Below are 20,463 nucleotides of genomic sequence, written 5' to 3' on the forward strand. Positions count from 1 at the left end.
ACTGCCTGCTAGCTCCTGCGGCTGTCCGAGGTCGGACGGCGGGACACCCGCGCCGCCACAACCGCCAGGACAGCCGCAGCGAGCCCTGCTGCCGCCAGCGCCAGGACGGTTGCACGGTTCGATCCGGCCCGTGACTTTAGCGGCAGGCTTGGGGTGCTGCCGCCGGTGACCTCGTTGGCCGGGATGTTCCACTCGGACGGTGCGGGGAGGATTCCCGCCGGCAGCTTCTCCTGCTGGAGCTCCCGCCGGGAGGCGAGCCGTTCCCGGACGTCCTCGGTGGGGGCGGGCTCCACGGCGTCCGCGGCCACTGCCGCCGGAAGGTCAACGATGTAGGGCTCACCGTAGAACGCCGACGATGCCACCGAGTCCAGCCAGGTGCCGGGCGGGGATTCGATGCCCCTGCGGCGGAACTCAGCCAGGAGCATGTCCCGGATCTCGTCCTCGTTCTTGCCCTCTGCGTTCGGTGCGACGTCGAAGATTGCCAGCTGGAGCTGCATCTTCCAGTCCTCGCCCGGGTCCACGGCGGCCGGGTCCTGCCCGGTTGGATCCACGTCCAGGGGTTCCCCGCCGGCCTGGTTGGTGCTGCCTGGATTGGAGCTCATGGGGGTCCTCTCAGTCGTGGTCCAGCCGTCGGGCTGGCTGGACGCCACACCGTAGCCGTACCCATTGCGATCCGGATCAAGCACGGGCGGTCTGGCAGTCCGGGACGTCAGTGCCGGCGGTGGTCCTGGATGGTCATCCGCGGGCCGAACGTAGGCTTGCGGTAACCGGTGCTCTGGATCATCCTCACAACGCGTTGCCGGTGCCCCCGCCAGGGTTCCAGCAGCCGGAGCATGCCGGCGTCGTCGGTCCTGCGGCCGGTGAGCGCCGCCCCGACGTAGGCCGCCAGGTGGTAGTCGCCCACGGAAATCGAGTCAGGGCAGCCGTGGGTGCGCTGCACCACTTCCGCGGCGGTCCAGACACCGATCCCGGGAATCACCTGCATCTTTTCCGCGGCTTCAGCGGCGGGCAGCGCTGCGAGCCGTTCAAGTGCGACGGCGGAGCGCAGCGCACGCATGACGGTGGCGGAGCGCTGGGGCCCCACGCCGGCGTTGTGCCACTCCCAGCTGGGGATCTGCAGCCACTGCGCGGCCGTTGGCGCTACGACAAGGCCGGCCGGAGTGGACAGCCCTGCCGGGGGCGCGGGTGTTCCGAAGCGGTGCGCCAGGTACCGGTAGGCGCGCCGGGCCTCAATGACCGTCACCTTCTGCTCAAGGATGATGGGCACCAGCTGATCCACCATACGGCCGCTCGCGGGCAGGCGCAGCGACTGGCTGCGCCTGCGTGCCTCCCTGACCATGCGGGGCAATGTGGCATGGAAGGAGGGCTCGTCGAAACCCTGCCAGTCGTCGTCGGCCCCCAAGAGCCGGGGCGCTGCCTGGACGGCGGCTGCGGCCCCCGGGCCCCACGCCTGGACGTCCACCCAGGGCCCGCCCGCTTCGCCGCCCGCGGGGGCCAGCCGCAGGGTGGCCGGCCCGGTGGGAGCCGTAAAAGCGTTCCAAATGACGTCGCCCTGGACGCAGAACGAAGGATCACTGTTGCCGCGCAGGAGCGGCCCCAAAGTCCGGGAAAGGCTGTAGGGAGCCTCCGGATACCAGCGCAGGGAAACGTCCGCAGCGGCCGCCAGCCGGGGAGGTGCCTCTGCGATCGTCATGTCTTCCATCGTCCCACGGGCCGCCGACAACGGCGGGACCATCGGCCCTTCTCCGAGGGCAACGTGATGGGGCTCTGGGAGAACCTGGCCCCGCAGGCCCCTCAGGCCGGGACGACCCCGGACGGCGCCTGAGCGTCAGGGCATCCCTGAAACCAGCCACAGCGCCAGCACTGCCAGAGGCACCGTCAGCACGACGGCCACGAGTCCTGCAACGGCAAACCCGCCCCATCTGACCGGGACGTTCAGCACCCGCAGCCGCTCATGCCACAGCAGCGTGGCCAGCGAAGCCCACGGGCTCACCAGCGGGCCGAGGTTCACGCCGATGAGCAGCGCGGCAAGCCTGGCCGGTGAACCAGCCACCGGCTCCAGGGCCAGGTAGGCGGGAAGGTTGTTCGCAGCGTTGGCCGCGCCCGCGCCCAGCCCGGCCAGTTGCAGGAGCGCCGGCAAGCCGTCGCCCGACCCGGCAATGCCGGCCAGCAACGTGGTGAGCCCATGTGCGTGCAGGGTTTCCATGAGCATGAACAGGCCCACCGTCAGCATCAGCGGCCGCCAGGGGACCATGGACCACCGCAAAACCGAGGGCCTGCGGCGCAGGAAGACCGCCAGCAGGACCGCCGCCGCGGCAAGGGCGGGGTACTGGACCGGAACTCCTGACACCAGCGCCGGCAGCAGGACCAGGAGCGTCACGGCGGCGGCCTTCAGCAGGGTGCGGTCTCGCACGGGATGCACGGGCTGCGGCCCGTAGCGGCCGCGCAGTTCCCGGCGGAACGCCAGCCACAGCAGGATGAGGGGGACCAGCAGGCCCACGACGGCGGGGGCCCACACCAGTCCCGCGAAGCGCCAGGGGGTCAGGCCAAGGCGGTCCTGGGCCAGGAGGTTCGTCAGGTTGGAAACGGGCAGCAGCAGTGATGCGGTGTTTGCCAACCAGATGCTGGTCAGCGCGAACGGCAGCGGTGGGATCCGGGCGTGGACGGCCAGGAGGACAACCACCGGTGTCACCAGCACCGCCGTCGTGTCCAGGGACAGGAATACCGTGGCCACTGTGGCCACGGCAACCACCAGCAGCCACAGGGTGAAAACGCGGCCCCGGCCCATCGCAGCCAGGCGGTCCGTCACTACCCGGAACAGCCCTGCCTCGTCCACCAGCTCGGTTACCAGGGACATTGCCAGCACGAACGCAAGGATGGGAATGGTTCGCCCGGCCAACTCGCCGAAGGCCGGGATGGGGAGGGCGCCGACAGCGAGGGCGGCCAAGCCTGCCGCCAGGGTTGCGCCGGGCAGCAGGTAGCTCCGGGCGGCTTTCAGCCATGCGAACTGCTTCACCGGCCTATCCTCGCATCCCGGGCAGGGACGGCCGCGCAGGAAGCGGTAGCTTTGTACCTATGAAGTACGCCCAGTCCATCCTGGATCTCATCGGCAATACGCCGCTCATCAAACTCAACCACGTGACCGAGGGCATCAAGGCCACCGTTTTGGTCAAGCTGGAGTACCTGAACCCCGGCGGCTCCATCAAGGACCGTATTGCGGCGCAGATGATCGAGGACGCCGAGCGCGACGGAAAGCTGAAGCCCGGCGGCACCATAGTGGAGCCGACGTCCGGCAACACCGGCGTGGGCCTGGCCCTGGTGGCCCAGCAAAAGGGCTACAAATGCATCTTCGTGGTTCCGGACAAGGTGGGCGAGGACAAGCGTGCCGTGCTGCAGGCTTACGGTGCCGAAGTAGTGGTAACCCCCACGTCTGTCCCGCCGGACAGCCCGCAAAGCTACTATGGCGTCTCGGACCGGATTACCCGCGAAACACCCGGTGCCTACAAACCGGACCAGTTCTCCAATCCGGCAGCTCCGGGCAGCCACTACAAGACCACCGGTCCGGAGATTTGGCGCGATACGGACGGCAGGGTCACGCACTGCGTCATCGGCGCCGGCACCGGCGGCACCATCACCGGCACCGGGCGCTACCTGAAGGAAGTATCGGCGGACCGGCCGGAGTCCGACGGCGGCGTGGTCCGGATCATCGGCGCCGACCCCGAGGGCTCGGTCTACTCAGGTGGGACCGGGCGCCCCTACTTTGTTGAGGGCGTGGGCGAGGACATGTGGCCCGCCAACTATGACAAGACCGTCCCCGACGACGTGATCGCCGTCAACGACGCTGACTCCTTCGCCATGACCCGGCGCCTTGCACGGGAGGAAGGCCTGCTGGTGGGCGGTTCCTCCGGGATGGCCGTCGTGGCAGCCCTCAAAGCCGCCCGGGACCTGCCGGAAAGTGCCGTCGTCGTCGTCATCCTGCCCGATTCCGGGCGAGGCTACCTGGCCAAGATCTTCAACGACCAGTGGATGCGCTCCTACGGCTTCCTCTCCGGCGGAGAGGAAACGTCAGTGGGGGAGGTTATCAAGTCCAAGAACGGCGAGCTGCCGGACCTGGTGCACATCCATCCCAACGAGTCCGTGCGCGATGTCATCAACATCATGACCGAGTTCGGCGTCAGCCACATCCCGGTCCTCTCGCAGGAGCCGCCCGTGGTAATGGGCGAGGTCCTGGGCGCTGTGGATGAGCGCACGCTGACCGCAAAGCTGTTCCGCGGCGAGGCGAAGCTGACGGACAAGATCTCCGAACATATGGGACCCAAGCTGCCCGTGATCGGATCACTGGAGACCATCTCCGCCGCCAGGGAGCTGCTCTCGGACACGGACACCCTGATGGTCACCTTCGTGGGCGCGCCCGTGGGAATCCTCACCCGGCACGACCTGCTGGCCTACCTCAGTAACTAAAAGGAGCACCCATGACTGCCTCTGAGAACCAGGGTTTCAACACCCGCGCCGTGCACGCCGGCCAGGCCTTCGAGCCCCGTACCGGCGCCGTGGTACCGCCGCTGCACTTCAGCTCCACCTATGCCCAGGACGGCATCGGCGGCCTGCGCAGCGGCTACGAGTACGGCCGCGGCGGCAACCCCACCAGGGATGCCCTGCAGGAACAGCTCGCCGCCCTGGAACTTGGCACGCACGCCTACAGCTTCAGTTCCGGGTTGGCCGCGGAAGACGCGCTCATCCGCGCGCTCACCCGCCCGGGCGACCACATCGTGCTCGGCAATGACGCCTACGGCGGCACCTACCGGCTGATCAGCCGCGTGCTGGGGGACTGGGGGATTGGCAACACACCCGTGGACATGGCCAACCTGGACACTGTCAGGAACGCCGTCGCCGCGCACAAGACCAGGTTCGTGTGGGTGGAGACGCCCTCCAACCCGCTGATGAAGATCACTGACATCGCCGCGCTCGCGGACATCGCGCACGACGCCGGGGCCCTCCTGGTGGTCGACAACACCTTTGCCTCGCCCTACCTGCAGAACCCGCTCGCCCTCGGTGCCGACGTCGTGGTCCACTCCACCACCAAGTACATCGGCGGACACTCGGATGTGGTGGGCGGCGCCGTGGTGGTCAAAGACGCGGAACTGGCGGAGAAGATCGGGTTCGTGCAGTTCGCGGTGGGGGCGGTGTCCGGACCCATGGACGCGTTCCTGACCACCCGCGGGCTGAAGACGCTTGGCGTGCGGATGGACCGGCACAGCGAAAATGGCCAGGCGGTGGCCGAGTGGCTGCTGGAACGGCCCGAGGTTGAGGCTGTCCTGTTCCCGGGCCTGCCGTCGCACCCCGGCCACGAGCTGGCCAGGAAGCAGATGCGCAAATTCGGCGGCATGGTATCCGTGCAGTTCAAGGGCGGTGAAGCGGCTGCCCGGAAGGTGGCCGAGTCCACGTCGGTGTTCACCCTGGCCGAGTCGCTGGGCGGGATCGAATCACTCATGAACTACCCGTCCGAGATGACCCACGCCTCGGTCAAGGGCACCGAGCTGGCCGTTCCGGTGAACCTGCTGCGCCTGTCCTGCGGCATCGAGGATGTTGAGGACCTGATCGCCGACCTGGACCAGGCCTTCACCGCAATTCCCTAGCGGCCATACGGGAACCCTGGCTTTCTTGAAGAAAGTCAGCTAGGGTTCCCGTATGCCTCTCCGATCCGACTGGTCCCAACGCACCTGCAGCATGGCCCGCGGCCTGGACATCCTGGGGGACCCCTGGTCCATCCTTGTCCTGCGCGAGGTTTTCTTCGGGAACGGGCGCTTCGATGCCATGAAAGCGCGCCTCGAGGTGGCCGACTCCGTGCTCACCAAGCGGCTCGCAGGTCTGGTCGAGTCCGGGCTGCTGGAGAAGAAGGCGTACGATGACGGCGGCCGCACCCGCCAGGAGTACGTGCTGACACCTATGGGCGAAGACGCACTCCCGGTCCTGAATGCGGTCACCATCTGGGCGGAAAAGCACCTGGCCGCGCCCTCGGACAAGGCACACCTGTACGTCATCCATTCGGGCTGCGGGAAACCCACCACCTCAGCCGATACCTGCACCGAATGCGGAGAACGCCTCACCGCGGCCAACACCAGCTGGCACAGCCGGTCACGGTCCGAGCAGCCCATCCGGTTGTCCACTGCAGCCGGGAAAGGAACGGCAGCGTGAGCACCCTGCCCGAGGAAGCAGCCAAGACTTCGGCGGCAACCGCCACCGGGCCGGGCACAGTACAGCGCCGCCGGCTGCATCCGGCATGGATCGTCGCCGCCGTGGCGTTCCTGGCACTCGTCGGGGCGGCCGGATTCCGGGCGGCACCGGGAGTCCTCATGGTCCCGCTCCAGCAGGAATTCGGCTGGTCCACCACGGTCCTTTCCGCGGCTGTCAGCATCAACCTGGTGCTCTTCGGCCTGACCGCGCCGTTCGCCGCCGCCCTGATGGAACGGTTCGGCGTACGGGCGGTCACGGCCACGGCCCTGGTCCTGATCGGCCTGGGCAGCGCCTTGACGGTGCTGGTGAACCAGTCCTGGCAGATCCTGCTGACCTGGGGCCTGCTGATCGGGCTCGGCACCGGTTCCATGGCGCTGGTCTTCGCCGCCACCATCGCCAACACCTGGTTTACCAGGAGCCGCGGGCTGGTCATTGGGATCCTCACCGCAGGCAGTGCGGCCGGCCAGCTGGTCTTCCTGCCGTTCATCGCCCTGCTCGCGCAGGATCCCGGCTGGCGGCAGGCCTCCCTGCTGATTGCCGCCGGCGCCCTCGCGGTGGTCCCGCTGGTGTTGAAGTTCCTCAAGAACTCGCCCGCCGACGTCGGGGTGCTGCCGTATGGTGCGGCCCCCGCGGTGGAGGTTGAGGCCGTGGAGCAGGAGGCAACCACAACCGCCGCCGCCCCGGACGGACCACGCGCCAACGCCGCTGTCCGCGCCCTCCAGGTACTCCGCCGGGCCAGCAAAGTCCGGACCTTCTGGGCGCTCGCAGCCGGCTTCGCCATCTGCGGCGCCACCACCAACGGCCTGATCGGCACCCACTTCATCCCCTCCGCGCACGATCACGGCATGCCCGAAACCACCGCCGCAGGGCTGCTCGCCGTCGTCGGGATCTTCGACATCATCGGCACCATCGCCTCCGGCTGGCTGACCGACCGGTTCAATCCGCGCGTGCTGCTGGCCGTCTACTACCAGTTCCGCGGCATCGGCCTGCTGGTGCTGCCGTTGCTGCTGAATGCCGAGGTGCAGCCCAGCATGATCGTCTTCGTGGTGATCTACGGACTGGACTGGGTGGCCACCGTTCCCCCCACGGCCGCCATCTGCCGCGAGACGTTCGGCGCGGACGGCAGCGTGGTCTTCGGCTGGGTGTTCGCGGCGCACCAGCTGGGAGCCGCCGCGGCCGCCATCGCCGCCGGGGCCTTGCGTGATGCCACCGGGCACTACACCTACGCCTGGCTTGGCGCCGCGGCAATGTGCACCATCGCCGCGGTCATCAGCGCCACGATCCGCCGGAACCGCAGTTCGCGGGACGCGGAGCCAGCGGCGGCCTGAACCAGCGCATCACGGGCCGCCGCTAGGCTGGTCGGATGGAACCACTCGAACCCGCAGCTGCCCGCCCCGTTGCGTTGGTCACCGGCGCCGGGCGGACCGGGAATATCGGCGCCGGTATTGCCCGGCAGCTTGCCGCCGATGGCTGGGACCTTGTCCTCTCCTATTGGGCCGGCTACGACGCCCGGATGCCGTGGGGGAGCGAGCCGGACGATGTCCTCCGCCTCACGGCCGAGCTCGAAGCCATCGGCGCCAAGGTCCACGCCCTCCCCGCAGACCTGCAGGATCCCGCCGTGCCGGAGCGGCTGGTGGCCGAGGCCGGGCAGCTTGCCGGCCCGCTGCAGGCCCTGGTGCTCAGCCACGCCGAATCGGTGGACTCAGGGGTGCTGGACACCACCGTTGAGTCCTTCGACCGGCACTTCGCCGTCAACACGCGCGCCAGCTGGCAGCTGATTGCAGCCTTCGCCCGCCAGGCCACGGACGACGGCGGCGCGATCGTGGCGCTGACCAGCGACCACACAGCGTTCAACCTGCCGTACGGGGCCTCGAAGGGTGCCCTGGACAGGATCGTGATTGCCGCCGCCCGCGAACTGGGTCCACAGGGGATCTCCGCGAACGTCCTGAACCCGGGCCCGGTGGATACCGGCTGGATGACTCCCGAGATAAAGGACGAGCTCACGGCAAAGCAGCCGACAGGCCGCCTCGGTACCCCGGCCGACGTCGCAGGGACCGTCGCGTTCCTGCTCTCGCCGGCCGGCCGCTGGGTGTCCGGGCAGCTGATCAAGGTCGACGGCGGCTTCTCCGCGTAATCCGTTGTGACCCCGGCGCCCTCCCGGCTGGTTGGGGGAGCGGGGTCAGTGGAAGGCGTCCAAGCCGGTGATATGCCGGCCGAGGATCAGGGTGTGCACCTCGTCGGTGCCCTCGTAGGTCCGGACGGACTCAAGGTTCGCGGCGTGCCGGAGCGGTGAATAGTCGCCGGTGATGCCGTTGCCGCCCAGGATGGTCCGGGCTTCCCGTGCCACCGCAATGGCCTCGCGGACGTTGTTCAGCTTGGCCAGGGAGATCTGCTCCGGCCGGATGGTCCCGGCATCTTTCAGCCGGCCCAGGTGCAGCGCCAGCAGGGTGCCTTTCTGGATCTCCACCAGCATGTTCACCAGCTTTTCCTGGGTGAGCTGGTATCCGGCCAGCGGCTTGCCGAACTGCAACCGGTCCTGCGAGTAGGCCAGTGCGGCCTCGTAGGAGTCGCGGGCCGCGCCCATGGCGCCCCAGGCGATGCCGTACCTGGCCTCGTTCAGGCAGGTGAACGGCCCGCGCAGCCCGCGGGCCGCCGGCAAGAGCGCCTCCGGACCGAGCCGGACGTCGTCGAACACCACGTCGCATTGGATGGACGCGCGCATGGACAGCTTCTGCCGGATGGGCGTGGCCGTCACGCCGGGGGTTCGGGCCGGCACCAGGAAGCCGTGCACGCCGTCGTTCGTCATGGCCCAGGCCACCATGACGCCCGCCACGGAGGCCAGCCCGATCCAGCGCTTGGCCCCGTTCAGCACCCAGCCGGCGCCGTCTCCGGTGCCGTCCCGCTGCGCAAAGGTGGCCATGGAGGCGGGGTCTGAACCTGCGGTGGGCTCCGTCAGGGCGAAGCAGCCGATCACCTCGCCGGCGGCCATCCGGGGCAGCCACTGCTGTTTCTGCTCCTCCGAGCCCCAGGTGTGGATGGCGGTCATGGCCAGGGAGCCCTGCACGGAGACGAACGTGCGGATGCCGGAGTCCCCGGCCTCCAGCTCCATGGCCGCCAGCCCGTATTCGACGGCGGACCGGCCCGGGCAACCATAGCCGTCCAGGTGCATCCCCAGGACACCCAGCTCACCGAGTTCTGTCGCCAGCTCCAGCGGGAACACGGCGTCCTCGTACCAGCGGGCAATCTCCGGTTTGAGCCGCTGGCGGGTGAAGTCGCGGATGTGCTCGCGGAGCTCCAGTTCCTCCGCTGACAGCAGGGAGTCCAGGTCCAGGACGTCGGACGGGCCGGCGCTCAACGCTTCACCTCGAAGTAGCCGCGGGTGGCCGGGAGGAACCGGCACACGGCTGCCAGGACCACCCCAAGCGCCAGCAGCACCACGCCGCTGACAAAGGCACCGCCGACGCCGAGGATCTGGGTATCGCCGTACGCCGGGTCCCACATTTGCACGGCGGAGACGAAGAACGCAGCGGTCAGCAGCAGTGCCCCGAGAAGCGGCAGGATGCCGCGGAACCAGAGGTTCCGTGCAGAGCCCCGCAGGGTGGCCCGGAAGTACCAGAAGCAGGCGTATCCGGTGAGGGCGTAGTAGAACGCTATGAACAGGCTGATGGCGCTGATGGAGTCCGCCAGCAGGTTCTCGCTCAGGAAGCTCATGGCCACGTAGTAGGCAGCCGCCGCGCCGCCCATCACCTGGGTGGAGAAACCGGGCGTCTGGTTCCGCTCGTGGACCTCGGCGAACTTCGCCGGAAGAGCTCCGTGGACGCCCATGGACAGGGTGCCGCGGGCGGTCGGGAGGATGGTGGTCTGCGTGGAGGACAGGACGGAGGCGAGGACCGCGACGACGATCAGCCAGCCCCAGGGCCCCAGGACCACGTCCTTCATGGCGAGGAAGACATCGTCCTTGTTGGCCTCATTGCCCAGGCCGATGCCCTCGGACCCCACGGTGGCGTACATCATCACCAGCAGCGCCACCGAAACATAGATCGCCATCAGGACGAAAGCCGAGATCACGGCTCCGCGGCCGGGAGTCTTGGTGGGGTTCTCGGTTTCCTCGTTCACGGCAAGGCAGGTGTCCCAGCCCCAGTAGATGAACAGGGCAAGGAGGGTTCCATGGACCACGGCACCGGGGTCGGCAAAGGCACCCGCCGGGTTGAACCACTCGATATCGAAGGCCTGGCCCTCCGGCGCACCGCCCACGATGCGCATGACGAGCGCCAGCGCGAAGATGCCCAGGGCAATGTACTGGACGTAGGTCAGCACCCGCTGGACGTGTTCGCCCAGCCGGATCCCGCGGTAGTTCACCAAGGTCATCAACACGATGAACAGCAGCCCCGTGGCGGTGACCACCACCTTGTTCTGCGCAAGCGACCCGTCACCCACCAGCAGCCAAACATACTGGCCGGCCACTTGGGCGAGGTTGGCCAGGACCACGATCCCGGCCAGCGCCACGCCCCAGCCGCCCAGCCAGCCCGCCCACGGGCCGAAGGCCTGGCGGGACCAGGTGAAGGTGGTGCCGCAGTCCGGGATGGCACTGTTGAGCTCGCGGAAGGCGTAGGCGATGAACAGGACCGGGACGAACCCCAGCAGCAGGATCAGGGGAGTGTAGTTGCCGTTGACGGCAACGATCAGGCCGAGGGTGGCGGCCAGCGAGTACACCGGGGCGGTGGAGGCCAGCCCCAGCATCACCGAGTCGCCCAGGTCCAGGATCCCGGCCCGCAAGCCCTTGCCAGGCACCGGGGTGCCGGGTCCGCCGCCGGGACCTCCCTTCGTCGTAATGTCCGTGCTCATGCTGTCTCCGGGTTCATAGGGCGATACCTGCCTTGCTGGAGTTGGCCAGCGCCGAAAGGGGGGCCGGTGCGTCGATGGTGTTGGGCACGAAGCGGCAGAAGTAGTCAGTGACCGGCCCGTCGGATTCCCGGATGCCGCAGCCCACGGATTCGCCGTCCACCACCCAGAGGCCCAGCACAGGACGGTTGCCGTCGAAGTCGGGAAGGGCGTGGTACTGCTGGTAGCACCAGCCCTCGCGTCCGTAACCGCCGGGCTGCTCCAGGTTGATGCCGTCCGCGTGGATCCGGATGTTGTCGCCTTCGCGGCCGTGCAGGGGCTTGGCCACCCATTCCTTCAGCGGCCCCGGGCTGCTGAGGTACGCGGGCAGCAGGTTGGGGTGGTCCGGGTAGAGGTGCCACAACGCGGCCAGCAGGGCCTTGTTGGAGAGCAGCATCTTCCAGGCCGGCTCAACCCAGCGTGGGTTATGCGCCCGTTCCAGGAGGCGGGGCCCGAACTCCTCCCTCATCATCAGCTCCCAGGGGTACAGCTTGAAGATGGTGCTGATCATGAAGTTGTCCAGGTCCACGAACCGGTTCAGGTTGGGGTCCCAGCCGATATCGGACATGTTGATCCCGATGGTGGTCCACCCCGCCTGGCTGGCGACGTCGCGCATGTACGCGGCGGTCATCCAGTCCTCGCCGGATTCCTCCACCTCGGAGTGGGCCACATGGAGGGTGCTCATGCCCGTGCGGTACTGGAACTTCTTCCACTGCCGGATCAGGGCCTCGTGGATGCCGTTCCACTGGTCCTTCTCCGGGTGGACGTCCTGCAGCCAGAACCATTGGGCGACGGCGGCTTCGATGAGTCCGGTGGGGGTGTCGGCGTTGTATTCGAGCATCTTGGCCGGCCCGCCCCGGCCGTCGTAGATGAAGTCGAACCGGCCGTAGACGTCCACGTCGGCGGCCTGCAGGGATTCGGCAGCCAGCTCCAATGCCTGGGGGCCGATGCCGATGCTCCCCATTGCACCGGTAGCCAGGAACTTTGCCGCTTCCAGGCACATCCGGTGCATGTCCTCCGCGACGACCTCAAGGGTTTCCACCTCGTCCATGGTGAATTCGTAGTACGCCGATTCGTTCCAGTACTCAATGCGGCGGCCGTCATCCATGGTGGTGGCGGAGAAGACCAGGCCCTGCTCTTCGATCTTCTGCTTCCAGCCCGGCCGGGGCTCAGACAACATTCTTTTCACCGGTCAGCCCCCCGAAACCTTGCCGCCGCCGCTTGAGCCGCTCTTGGCGCTGGAGCCGAAGCCTCCGCGGCTGACCGTGCCGCCCTTGCTGCTGTAACCGGTGGAGGCCTTTGCCCCGCTGGGGATGGTCCGCGTGTAGCCGGGCGCGGTGGACCTGTTCTGGCCCACCGACGGGACGCTGGCCCCGCGGGAGTAGAAATACCAGGCGTAAACGCCGCCGCTGCGGCCGGCGGAGCTGTCGCAGTTGGTGTCCTCAACGCGCTCGCCGGTGTCGTCGTTGAAGCAGACCTGCGCGTACTCGGGGTCGTCCTCGTTGCTGGCCACCACAGCCGTGATGGTCCCGGCCAGGAGCGCGGTCACGCCCAGGCCTACCACCACCGTGCGGCGCTGGGAGCGCTTCTTCCGCGCCGCCGCCGAGTTGAGCTGCTTTTCGCGCTCACGGGCAAACGGGTCCACCAGGGGGACAGGCTCCTTGGGGAGGTCGGGACGCAGCTCAGGCTTGGGGACCTGCCAAGGCGGGGGCTTGGCGGTTCCGCTTCCCTCCGGAGGCCCTTTTTCCGGGTCCGCTTTCGGGTCTTTTTCATTCGACTCCACGGCCGTCCCCCTCAGTTGTCCACACTATTTGGGCGCAGCGCTGCACCCCCACATGCAAGTCTCGACCCAGCGTAGTCCCTGCAAGAGTCCGTTGACGAGATTGGTACGGCTGGCAGGAACCCTAGACTGAAGCCATGGAACCAGCTTCTGTCCTCGCCGTCTGCCGCGTCCACCAACTCCTGGGAGACCAGGGAAATGTTGGCGTCACGGCGATCGACAAACGCCCGTCTGACGGTCCCGTGAAGGTCCACAAGCTGGGTGTGCACGGGGATATCCAGGCCAACCGGGTCCACCACGGCGGCGAGGACCAGGCCATCTACGCCTACTCCCAGTCCGACGCGGATTTCTGGGCCGGCACGCTGGGCCGTGAGCTGCCGCCGGGCATTTTCGGCGAAAACCTGCGGGTTTCCGGCATTGAACCAACCAACGCGGTGATCGGGGAGCGCTGGCAGGTGGGGGCCGACGTCGTCCTCGAGGTCACCTCCCCGCGCGTCCCCTGCGCCACCTTCCAGCGCCGGATGAAAGAACCCCAATGGGTGAAGCGCTTCACCGAGGAAGGGCGCGTGGGAGCCTACCTGCGCGTCATCCGTACGGGCACCATCCAGTCGGGCGACTACATCCACCGCACGTTCGTGCCGCGCCACGGAGTGACCATCGGCAGATGGTTCAGTGCGCCGGACGCGGAGGCTGTCGAGGCCCTGCGCGATGCAGAGGCCGACGGCGAGATCAGGCTCCAGGAGGAGTACCACACCAGGTTCGAGGTACTGCTGCGGCGGCTGGGGGAGTAGCCCCGGCGCACCCCGTGGCGCGCTGTCCGTTCGCTGTGTGCGCAAGCTCACCGCCGTCGTCGGGCCCTTAATTTCCCGTCGGCGGTGTCCGTGCCCTACACTTGAAATATCCCCCACTCCGGAAATCCCTTATTCCTGCCCAATTTTTGAGGCAGGACTGGCAAGTGTTGGGGCCCGCGCAAGCGATGCGGGCATTTTCATAGGGAGAGCCGGCTAAAGAAAACGCTGTACAGACTGCTGGGATAGCAGCCAAGAGATGCAGCGCGAAGTCCTGCCACGGGATTGCGAAAGCGCCGGACTTCTGTGACCGGCCGGTCAATGTTTGCCCGGCACCATCGGCACGCGTACTGCGGCTCCGCTCACCTCGGGTAGTGCCGCCTGGCCCCCTATGGATGAGGAATATCTCCCTATGCCCGAAAACCAGAACGAAACCACCCCCGAAGCAAACGTCAGCATCGAATTCACCGAGCCCGCTGCGCCCGCAGCAGAGGCTGCCGCTGAAACCGCTGAGGCTCCCGAAACCGCCCCGGTTGCTCCCGCCGCGAAAGCGGAAGAAGCCCCCGCAGCCAAGGCTGACGAGGACGACGAAGACGGCGTCCGCTTCGCCGATCTCGGCATCGATGGCCGTGTCCTGGCCGCCCTGCAGGATGTCGGGTACGAAAAGCCGTCCCCCATCCAGGCCGCCACCATACCGCTGCTGCTCGAAGGCCGCGACGTTGTGGGCCTCGCCCAGACCGGAACCGGTAAGACTGCAGCATTCGCAGTACCGGCACTGTCCCGCCTGGCCGAACTCCACGACCTCAACGGCCCGTCACGCAAGACCCAGGCCCTGGTTCTGGCCCCGACCCGCGAGCTCGCGCTCCAGGTTGCCGAGGCCTTCACCTCGTACGCCAAGCACATCGATGACTTCACGGTCCTTCCCGTCTACGGCGGCTCCGCCTACGGTCCCCAGCTCGCCGGCCTGCGCCGCGGTGCCCAGGTTGTTGTCGGTACCCCGGGCCGCGTGATCGACCACATCTCCAAGGGTTCCCTGGACCTGTCCGAACTCCAGTACCTGGTCCTGGACGAGGCCGACGAGATGCTGCGCATGGGCTTCGCCGAAGACGTGGAGCAGATCTTCCAGCAGACCCCGTCTGACCGCCAGGTTGCACTGTTCTCGGCCACGATGCCGAGCCAGATCCGCCGCATGTCCAAGCAATACCTGAACAACCCGGCCGAGATCTCCGTCAAGTCCAAGACCACTACCGGCGCCAACACCCGCCAGCGGTACCTGCAGGTCATGGGCCCGCACAAGCTCGATGCCATGACCCGCATCCTCGAAGTGGAAGATTTCGACGGCGTCATCGCCTTCGTGCGCACCAAGATGGCCACCGAGGACCTGGCTGACAAGCTGAAGTCCCGCGGTTTCCAGGCCGCCGCCATCAACGGCGACATCCCGCAGCAGCAGCGCGAGCGCACTGTGGACGCGTTGAAGGAAGGCCGGATCGACATCCTGGTGGCCACCGATGTCGCCGCCCGTGGCCTGGACGTAGAGCGCATCAGCCACGTGGTCAACTACGACATCCCGCACGACACCGAGTCCTATGTGCACCGCATCGGCCGCACGGGCCGTGCGGGCCGCAGTGGTGACGCGATCCTGTTCATGACGCCGCGCGAGAAGTACCTGCTGCGCGCCATCGAAAAGGCCACCCGCCAGCCGGTGGAGCAGATGCACCTGCCCACCGCCGAGACCGTGAACACGCTGCGCCTGGGCAAGTTCGCCGAGCGCATCACCGAGACCCTTGAGTCCGAGGACGTCGCGGCGTTCCGCGACCTGATCGCCTCCTACGAGGAAGAGCACAAGGTGCCGGCAGCAGAAATCGCTGCGGCACTGGCAGTCATGGCCCAGGGCGGACAGCCGCTGCTGGTCAAGGAACTGCCCGCTGCTCCCGAATTCCAGAAGCGTGAACGCTCCAAGGACGGCTTCGGCTCCCGTGGGCCTACCCGTGCGCTGACCGAGGGCAACGCCACCTACCGCATCGCGGTGGGCCGCCGCCAGCGCGTCATGCCCGGTTCCATCGTCGGCGCCATTGCCAACGAGGGCGGCATTTCCTCGGCCCAGATCGGCGGCATCGACATCCGCTCGGACCACTCCCTGGTGGAGCTCCCGGCGGACCTGAGCCCCGAGCAGCTGCGGGCCCTGTCCCGCACCCGGATCGGCGGCGAGCTGATCCACCTTGAGCTGGACAACGGCCGCAAGCCCTCGGGCGACCGCGGCGCCTACCAAGGCAACCGTGGCGGCGACCGTGGCGGCAATTTCAAGGGCAACGGCGGGTTCAAGAAGGAATTCCGCAAGAATGACGGCGAGCGGTCCTCCGCTGAGCGCGGCGGACGTTCGTACAGTGAGCGGTCCGAGCGCTCCTTCAGCGACCGCGGCCAGGCCGGCGATTCACGCTTCGGTGGCCACGGTGACGGCTCCCGCAAGCCCCGCCACGGCGGCGACAGCGGACACCGCGACTTCAACCGCAAGGGCAAGTGGTAAGCCTCCTGCGGGTGTGAAAAATTGACGACGACGGTGGGCCGGCTCTTTTGAGCCGGCCCACCGGCGCTTAACCACCAGCAAGGTGTGGGCCTCACCACATTTGCCCGCCGAGGCGTTGGAGGGTGGCCGCCCAAGCCGCTTCCCGGCGTCGTCCGCTTTGTCTTTTCGATGCCCGGAAACCGCGGAATGACGCGGAATACCGCGCCATCGCCCGGCGCCCACGCAGCTGTTTCGATCGCTCCCGCCCGGCGTCGATCCCGATTTGTTGGTGCGTAAATCTTCCGGTAGAGTATTTACTCGTTGCCCCCCTAGCTCAGTGGTAGAGCGCGTTCTTGGTAAGAACGAGGTCACCGGATCGATTCCGGTGGGGGGCTCTGAATGAGGGCCTGTGTCAAGGCGGTTTTGACCGGCTTGACGCAGGTTTTTCTCATTCGTGGCGGTGTAGCTCAGTTGGTTAGAGCGCACGACTCATAATCGTGAGGTCGGGAGATCGAGCCTCCCCACCGCTACAGGCTAAGCCCCCGGAATCCCCCGAGATTCCGGGGGCTTTCCTGTTTCCCGGATCGGCAGTAGCTTTGCAGCAACTGGCGGATGGGGGACTCGGTGGATGTTGTTGCAGCGGTCATGGAACCATTCCGGTGGCTGGTGTCCGTCATCATGGTGGCCTTCCACGACGGCCTGAGCTCTGCGGGAATGCCTGCAGCGTCAGGCTGGACTTGGACCCTGGCCATCGTGGGCCTGGTCCTGGTGATCCGTGCGGCCCTCATCCCGGTGTTCCTGGCGCAGGTCCGGGCCCAGCGCAGGATGGGCCTCCTGCAGCCCGACCTGAAGGAACTGCAGGACAGGTACAAGGGCAGGACAGACCAGGGCTCACGGCAGGCCATGGCCCAGGAACAAATGGCCCTGTACCGGAAGCACGGCACCAATCCATTCTCGGCATGCTTGCCCCTGCTGATCCAGGCACCGTTCTTCCTCGCCCTGTTTCAGGTCCTGTCGGGGATCTCCAACGCCTCGCAACAGGGCGATGGCATCGGAGCCATGGGCCGGGCGCAGGTGGTCCAATTCGACTCGTCCAGCATTTTCGGTGCACCCTTGTCCGCCTCCTTGGTCCACGGCGGCGGCGACCCGGCCGCCGCGGCCGTGCTCGCCGTCGCCATGATCCTGGTGATGATCGCGTGCCAGTTCCTGACACAGAAACTCGTGGCCGCCCGATCCGTCAGCGGGCAGGATCCCGGCAGTCCGCTGGTCCGCCAGCAGCAGGTCCTGCTGTACGTGCTGCCGCTGGTCTTCGGTGTGGGCGGCATCTTCTTCCCCATTGGCGTGCTGGTCTACTGGACCGTCTCCAACCTCTGGACCCTGGGGCAGCAGGTCCTGGTGGCACGAAGTCCTATGCGGGCCTGAGTTCCACCGGCAGAATGGGCCCATGGCGCAGCTGATCTACTCCGGAATCATGTCCCTCGACGGCTACACAGCGGACCGGGACGGCAACTTTGCCTGGTCCGCCCCCGACGAGGAGGTCCATGCCTTCATCAACGACCTCGAACGGGACGTGGGCACCTACCTGTTCGGCCGCAGGATGTACCAGGTCATGTCGGTTTGGGAAACGATGGATACATCGGATGAACCTGCCGTGATCCAGGACTACGCCCGCATCTGGCAGGGGGCGGACAAGGTGGTGTACTCGACGTCGCTGGACGCCGCCGCAACGCCACGGACCCGGCTGGAACGCCAATTCCTGCCGGATGCCGTGCGGAACCTGAAGTCCTCCAGTGACAAGGACATCAGCATCGGCGGCCCCACCATCGCCGAGCACGCCCTGAAAGCCGGCCTCGTTGACGAGTGCCGGCTGTTCATCACCCCGGTGGCCGTGGGCGGCGGGCTGCGTTTCCTGCCGGACGGCCTCGAATCCCGGCTGGAACTGGTCGATGTGCGCCGCTTCGAGGCCGGGGCGGTGTACTTGCGTTACAGATGTCTGGCCCAGCAGGCAGAATGAGGGGCATGACACGCATCGCCATCATTGGCGGCCACGGGAAAGTGGCCCTCCTCCTGTCCGCCCTCTTGACCGGGGAGGGCCACAGCGTCACCTCGTTCATCAGGAATCCGGACCACGCCGCGGATGTCACTGAGACCGGTGCCGCGCCGTTGATCCTGGACGTCGAGAATGCCGCCACGACGGACATCGCCGACGCCCTCCAGGGCCACGACGCCGTGGTCTGGTCTGCCGGCGCCGGCGGCGGCAACCCCGAGCGGACCTACGCCGTGGACCGGGATGCCGCCATCCGCTCCATCGATGCCGCCGCACAGGCCGGCGTTAACCGGTACGTCATGGTGTCCTACTTCGGCGCAGGCAAGGACCATGGCGTGCCCGAAAGCAACAGCTTCTTTGCCTACGCGGAGGCCAAGGCAGCCGCGGACGAGTACCTGCGCGGCACCGAACTGGAGTGGACCATCCTTGGTCCCGGCGCCCTGACGGACAAACCCGGAACAGGCCTGATCGACGTCGACCCGTCACCCGACGGGGACCGTGACACGTCGCGGGCCAACACGGCAATCGTGGCGGCGGCAGTGCTGGACCTGCCCCAGACCGCAGGCCGCACCATCGAGTTCCGCGACGGCACCCTGCCGGTGTCAGCAGCATTGGGACCGCGCGCCTAGGCGTACTGGGTCAGGACGTTGGTTACATCGTGAATAGGTGAAGACCTCTTAGGTTGGTGGTTGCCACACACAGCCAACGACCAAGAGGTCTTCATGGTCCACCGTGATGCCCGCCTGACCCCGACCGGTAGACGAATCCTTGTCGAACGCGTTCTGAGCGGTCGCGGTCCAAACGATCGCGTTGGATGCTGCGCGGCAGGAAGTGGTAGCGGCCCGCAACGAGCCGGACATGGACCCAAAGGTGGCGGACCGGGTGTTGCGGCAGCTGGACCTGCGCACCATGATCATGCCGGAATAGCTAGGCCTCGGCCGGCGGGGCCAACTCCAGATCCAAGGAATGCTTTTCCACGTAGTCCAGGGCACAGCGCACCGCACCCACCGTCACGATCGAGTCTCCCAACGGGGAGACGGCCACCCGCGCGGGGGTGGCCGTAAAGTTGTCCAGCCGAGCGGTGATGGGGCCCAGCAGCACATGCGCGGAATTGGCCACGCCGCCGCCGATCACCACCAGTTCCGGGTTGAGAAAGGTGGCTACAGTCCCCACCACCCGGGCCATCCTGTCCGCCAGCCGGTCCAGGATGTCCTGCGCCACGGCGTCGCCGTCGGCCGCAGCCGCGAAGACCTGCTCGGCCTCGACCCTGCCCGGCTGGACGGCCCGGAGGGCGGTGGGGGCTGCCCCGGCCAAGGCCTCGGCGGCCCAGGTCCGGGCCAGGTGGGCGATGCCGTAGGTGTCGCCCACGCCCTCCACCAGGTCCAGGTACGCAAGCTCCCCGGCGCTGCCGCGGGTGCCATGCACCAGCCGCCCCCCTTCCACGATCCCGGATCCCAGCCGTTCGCTCGCCAGGATCACCACGACGTCGTCGATCCCCGCAGCTGCGCCCTGCCACCGTTCGCCCAAGGCCGCAAGGTTGGCGTCGTTTTCAACGAGTACCGTCCATCCCCGGGTTTCCTTGAGGGCCGGCCGCAGTCCCAGGTCAAAAAGCCCCCAGAACTTCTGTGTGGCCACCACGTCCCCGTGCCGGTCCACCGGCGCGGCCACTCCGGCGCAGACCGCCAGGACCTGGTGCGGTGCGGCAACAGCTGAGCGAAGCGCCGCCATGGCCACGCCGTCAATGAAAGCTATGCGCTCCCGGGAGCCGACGTCACCGGCTTGGAAGGGACGGCTGGCCCGCCCCACGGTCTTGCCGCGGAGGTCCGAAACCACCACGGTGACCTTGGCGTATCCGATGTCCATGCCCAGGACCACGCCCGCACGTTCGTTGAGTTCGAACCGGCGGGCAGGGCGGCCCTTTTGGTAGCCGCCGAACTCGCGCTGGTTCTCCCGCTCCAGGACCCAGCCCCGCCGGACCAGGTCCTCGCAGACGGCGATGGTGGTGGCGCGGGTCAGGCCCGTGGCCGCCATGACGTCCGTGACCGTCACTGCCGCCGCGGCGCGCAGGTACTCCAAGACCGCGCCGGCACTGACCCGCCGCAGCAGCTGGGGAGTCGCCGGAACCAGTTCAGCCATGCTGTTGACCTTCCTGTCCAAAGCACCAGATAATATTTGAGGAAGTAAATTTAGATTCAATATAAATGTACCTGCTGCAAAGAAAAGGACCACC

General features: G+C 67.4%; 18 protein-coding genes and 2 tRNA genes. 12 read left to right on the plus strand and 8 right to left on the minus strand.

Annotation, left to right across the window (positions count from 1 at the left end; genetic code table 11):
• Window positions 1-8 precede the first annotated feature (8 nt).
• From QF050_RS09430 to QF050_RS09440, 3 genes are all read right to left on the minus strand, one after another.
• Window positions 9-602 (minus strand): hypothetical protein, encoded by a 594-nt coding sequence (locus QF050_RS09430; protein WP_308930215.1) that lies wholly within the window; start codon window positions 600-602, stop codon window positions 9-11.
• A 107-nt stretch (window positions 603-709) separates the two neighbouring features.
• Window positions 710-1,693, minus strand: coding sequence for a 3-methyladenine DNA glycosylase (locus QF050_RS09435; RefSeq protein ID WP_308930216.1), 984 nt, complete (start codon window positions 1,691-1,693; stop codon window positions 710-712).
• A gap of 135 nt (window positions 1,694-1,828) precedes the next feature.
• The gene (locus QF050_RS09440) at window positions 1,829-3,016 is read right to left on the minus strand and encodes an SLC13 family permease (RefSeq protein ID WP_308930217.1); all 1,188 of its coding nucleotides are present in this window, start codon (window positions 3,014-3,016) and stop codon (window positions 1,829-1,831) included.
• Window positions 3,017-3,075: 59 nt separating this feature from the next.
• On the opposite strand from QF050_RS09440, the gene QF050_RS09445 reads away from it, so the two are divergent.
• Genes QF050_RS09445 through QF050_RS09465 form a run of 5 tightly spaced genes read left to right on the plus strand, consistent with a single transcriptional unit; the run spans window position 3,076 to window position 8,368 of the window.
• Window positions 3,076-4,461: a cystathionine beta-synthase gene (locus QF050_RS09445; protein ID WP_308930218.1), complete on the plus strand. Its 1,386-nt coding sequence runs from the start codon at window positions 3,076-3,078 to the stop codon at window positions 4,459-4,461.
• Between the two features lie 11 nt (window positions 4,462-4,472).
• On the plus strand, window positions 4,473-5,636 hold the full coding sequence (locus QF050_RS09450; RefSeq protein ID WP_308930219.1) for a cystathionine gamma-synthase: 1,164 nt from the start codon (window positions 4,473-4,475) through the stop codon (window positions 5,634-5,636).
• Between the two features lie 52 nt (window positions 5,637-5,688).
• On the plus strand, window positions 5,689-6,195 hold the full coding sequence (locus tag QF050_RS09455; protein WP_308930220.1) for a helix-turn-helix domain-containing protein: 507 nt from the start codon (window positions 5,689-5,691) through the stop codon (window positions 6,193-6,195).
• Window positions 6,192-7,562 carry an MFS transporter gene (locus QF050_RS09460; protein WP_374121515.1) on the plus strand — a complete coding sequence of 457 codons (1,371 nt, stop codon included), beginning with the start codon at window positions 6,192-6,194 and terminating at the stop codon, window positions 7,560-7,562. The genes QF050_RS09455 and QF050_RS09460 overlap by 4 nt, the downstream gene beginning before the upstream one ends.
• Window positions 7,563-7,597: 35 nt before the next feature.
• Window positions 7,598-8,368 carry an SDR family oxidoreductase gene (locus QF050_RS09465; protein WP_308930221.1) on the plus strand — a complete coding sequence of 257 codons (771 nt, stop codon included), beginning with the start codon at window positions 7,598-7,600 and terminating at the stop codon, window positions 8,366-8,368.
• 45 nt (window positions 8,369-8,413) lie between these two features.
• On the opposite strand, the gene QF050_RS09470 is transcribed toward QF050_RS09465, so the two are convergent.
• Genes QF050_RS09470 through QF050_RS09485 form a run of 4 tightly spaced genes read right to left on the minus strand, consistent with a single transcriptional unit; the run spans window position 8,414 to window position 12,898 of the window.
• Entirely contained in the window at window positions 8,414-9,589 is a 1,176-nt protein-coding gene (locus QF050_RS09470) for an acyl-CoA dehydrogenase family protein (RefSeq protein WP_308930222.1), read from the minus strand.
• Entirely contained in the window at window positions 9,586-11,079 is a 1,494-nt protein-coding gene (locus QF050_RS09475; RefSeq protein WP_308930223.1) for an APC family permease, read from the minus strand. The genes QF050_RS09470 and QF050_RS09475 overlap by 4 nt, the downstream gene beginning before the upstream one ends.
• A gap of 13 nt (window positions 11,080-11,092) precedes the next feature.
• A complete protein-coding gene (locus QF050_RS09480; RefSeq protein ID WP_374121516.1) occupies window positions 11,093-12,295 on the minus strand; it encodes a glutathionylspermidine synthase family protein in 1,203 nt (400 codons plus the stop codon).
• Between the two features lie 12 nt (window positions 12,296-12,307).
• Complete coding sequence (locus tag QF050_RS09485; RefSeq protein ID WP_308930225.1) at window positions 12,308-12,898, minus strand: Tat pathway signal protein; 591 nt, start codon at window positions 12,896-12,898, stop codon at window positions 12,308-12,310.
• A 134-nt stretch (window positions 12,899-13,032) separates the two neighbouring features.
• Here QF050_RS09485 and QF050_RS09490 point away from each other — a divergent pair, with 134 nt between their 5' ends.
• The 7 genes from QF050_RS09490 to QF050_RS09520 all read left to right on the plus strand — a co-directional run bounded on the left by QF050_RS09490 (window position 13,033) and on the right by QF050_RS09520 (window position 18,862).
• Window positions 13,033-13,686 (plus strand): MOSC domain-containing protein, encoded by a 654-nt coding sequence (locus QF050_RS09490; protein WP_308930226.1) that lies wholly within the window; start codon window positions 13,033-13,035, stop codon window positions 13,684-13,686.
• 409 nt (window positions 13,687-14,095) lie between these two features.
• On the plus strand, window positions 14,096-16,207 hold the full coding sequence (locus tag QF050_RS09495) for a DEAD/DEAH box helicase (RefSeq protein WP_308930227.1): 2,112 nt from the start codon (window positions 14,096-14,098) through the stop codon (window positions 16,205-16,207).
• 302 nt (window positions 16,208-16,509) lie between these two features.
• Window positions 16,510-16,581, plus strand: a tRNA-Thr gene (locus QF050_RS09500).
• A 61-nt stretch (window positions 16,582-16,642) separates the two neighbouring features.
• Window positions 16,643-16,716, plus strand: a tRNA-Met gene (locus QF050_RS09505).
• Window positions 16,717-16,810: 94 nt separating this feature from the next.
• Window positions 16,811-17,608, plus strand: a complete 798-nt coding sequence (gene yidC / locus QF050_RS09510) for a membrane protein insertase YidC (RefSeq protein WP_308930228.1) — start codon at window positions 16,811-16,813, stop codon at window positions 17,606-17,608.
• A gap of 22 nt (window positions 17,609-17,630) precedes the next feature.
• On the plus strand, window positions 17,631-18,200 hold the full coding sequence (locus QF050_RS09515; RefSeq protein WP_308930229.1) for a dihydrofolate reductase family protein: 570 nt from the start codon (window positions 17,631-17,633) through the stop codon (window positions 18,198-18,200).
• Window positions 18,201-18,205: 5 nt separating this feature from the next.
• Entirely contained in the window at window positions 18,206-18,862 is a 657-nt protein-coding gene (locus QF050_RS09520) for an SDR family oxidoreductase (protein WP_308930230.1), read from the plus strand.
• A gap of 298 nt (window positions 18,863-19,160) precedes the next feature.
• Here QF050_RS09520 and QF050_RS09525 read toward each other — a convergent pair whose 3' ends face one another.
• Complete coding sequence (locus QF050_RS09525; protein WP_308930231.1) at window positions 19,161-20,369, minus strand: ROK family transcriptional regulator; 1,209 nt, start codon at window positions 20,367-20,369, stop codon at window positions 19,161-19,163.
• Between the last annotated feature and the right edge of the window lie 94 nt (window positions 20,370-20,463).

The sequence above is a fragment of the Arthrobacter sp. SLBN-112 genome (genome assembly GCF_030944625.1).
Taxonomy (GTDB): Bacteria; Actinomycetota; Actinomycetes; order Actinomycetales; family Micrococcaceae; genus Arthrobacter.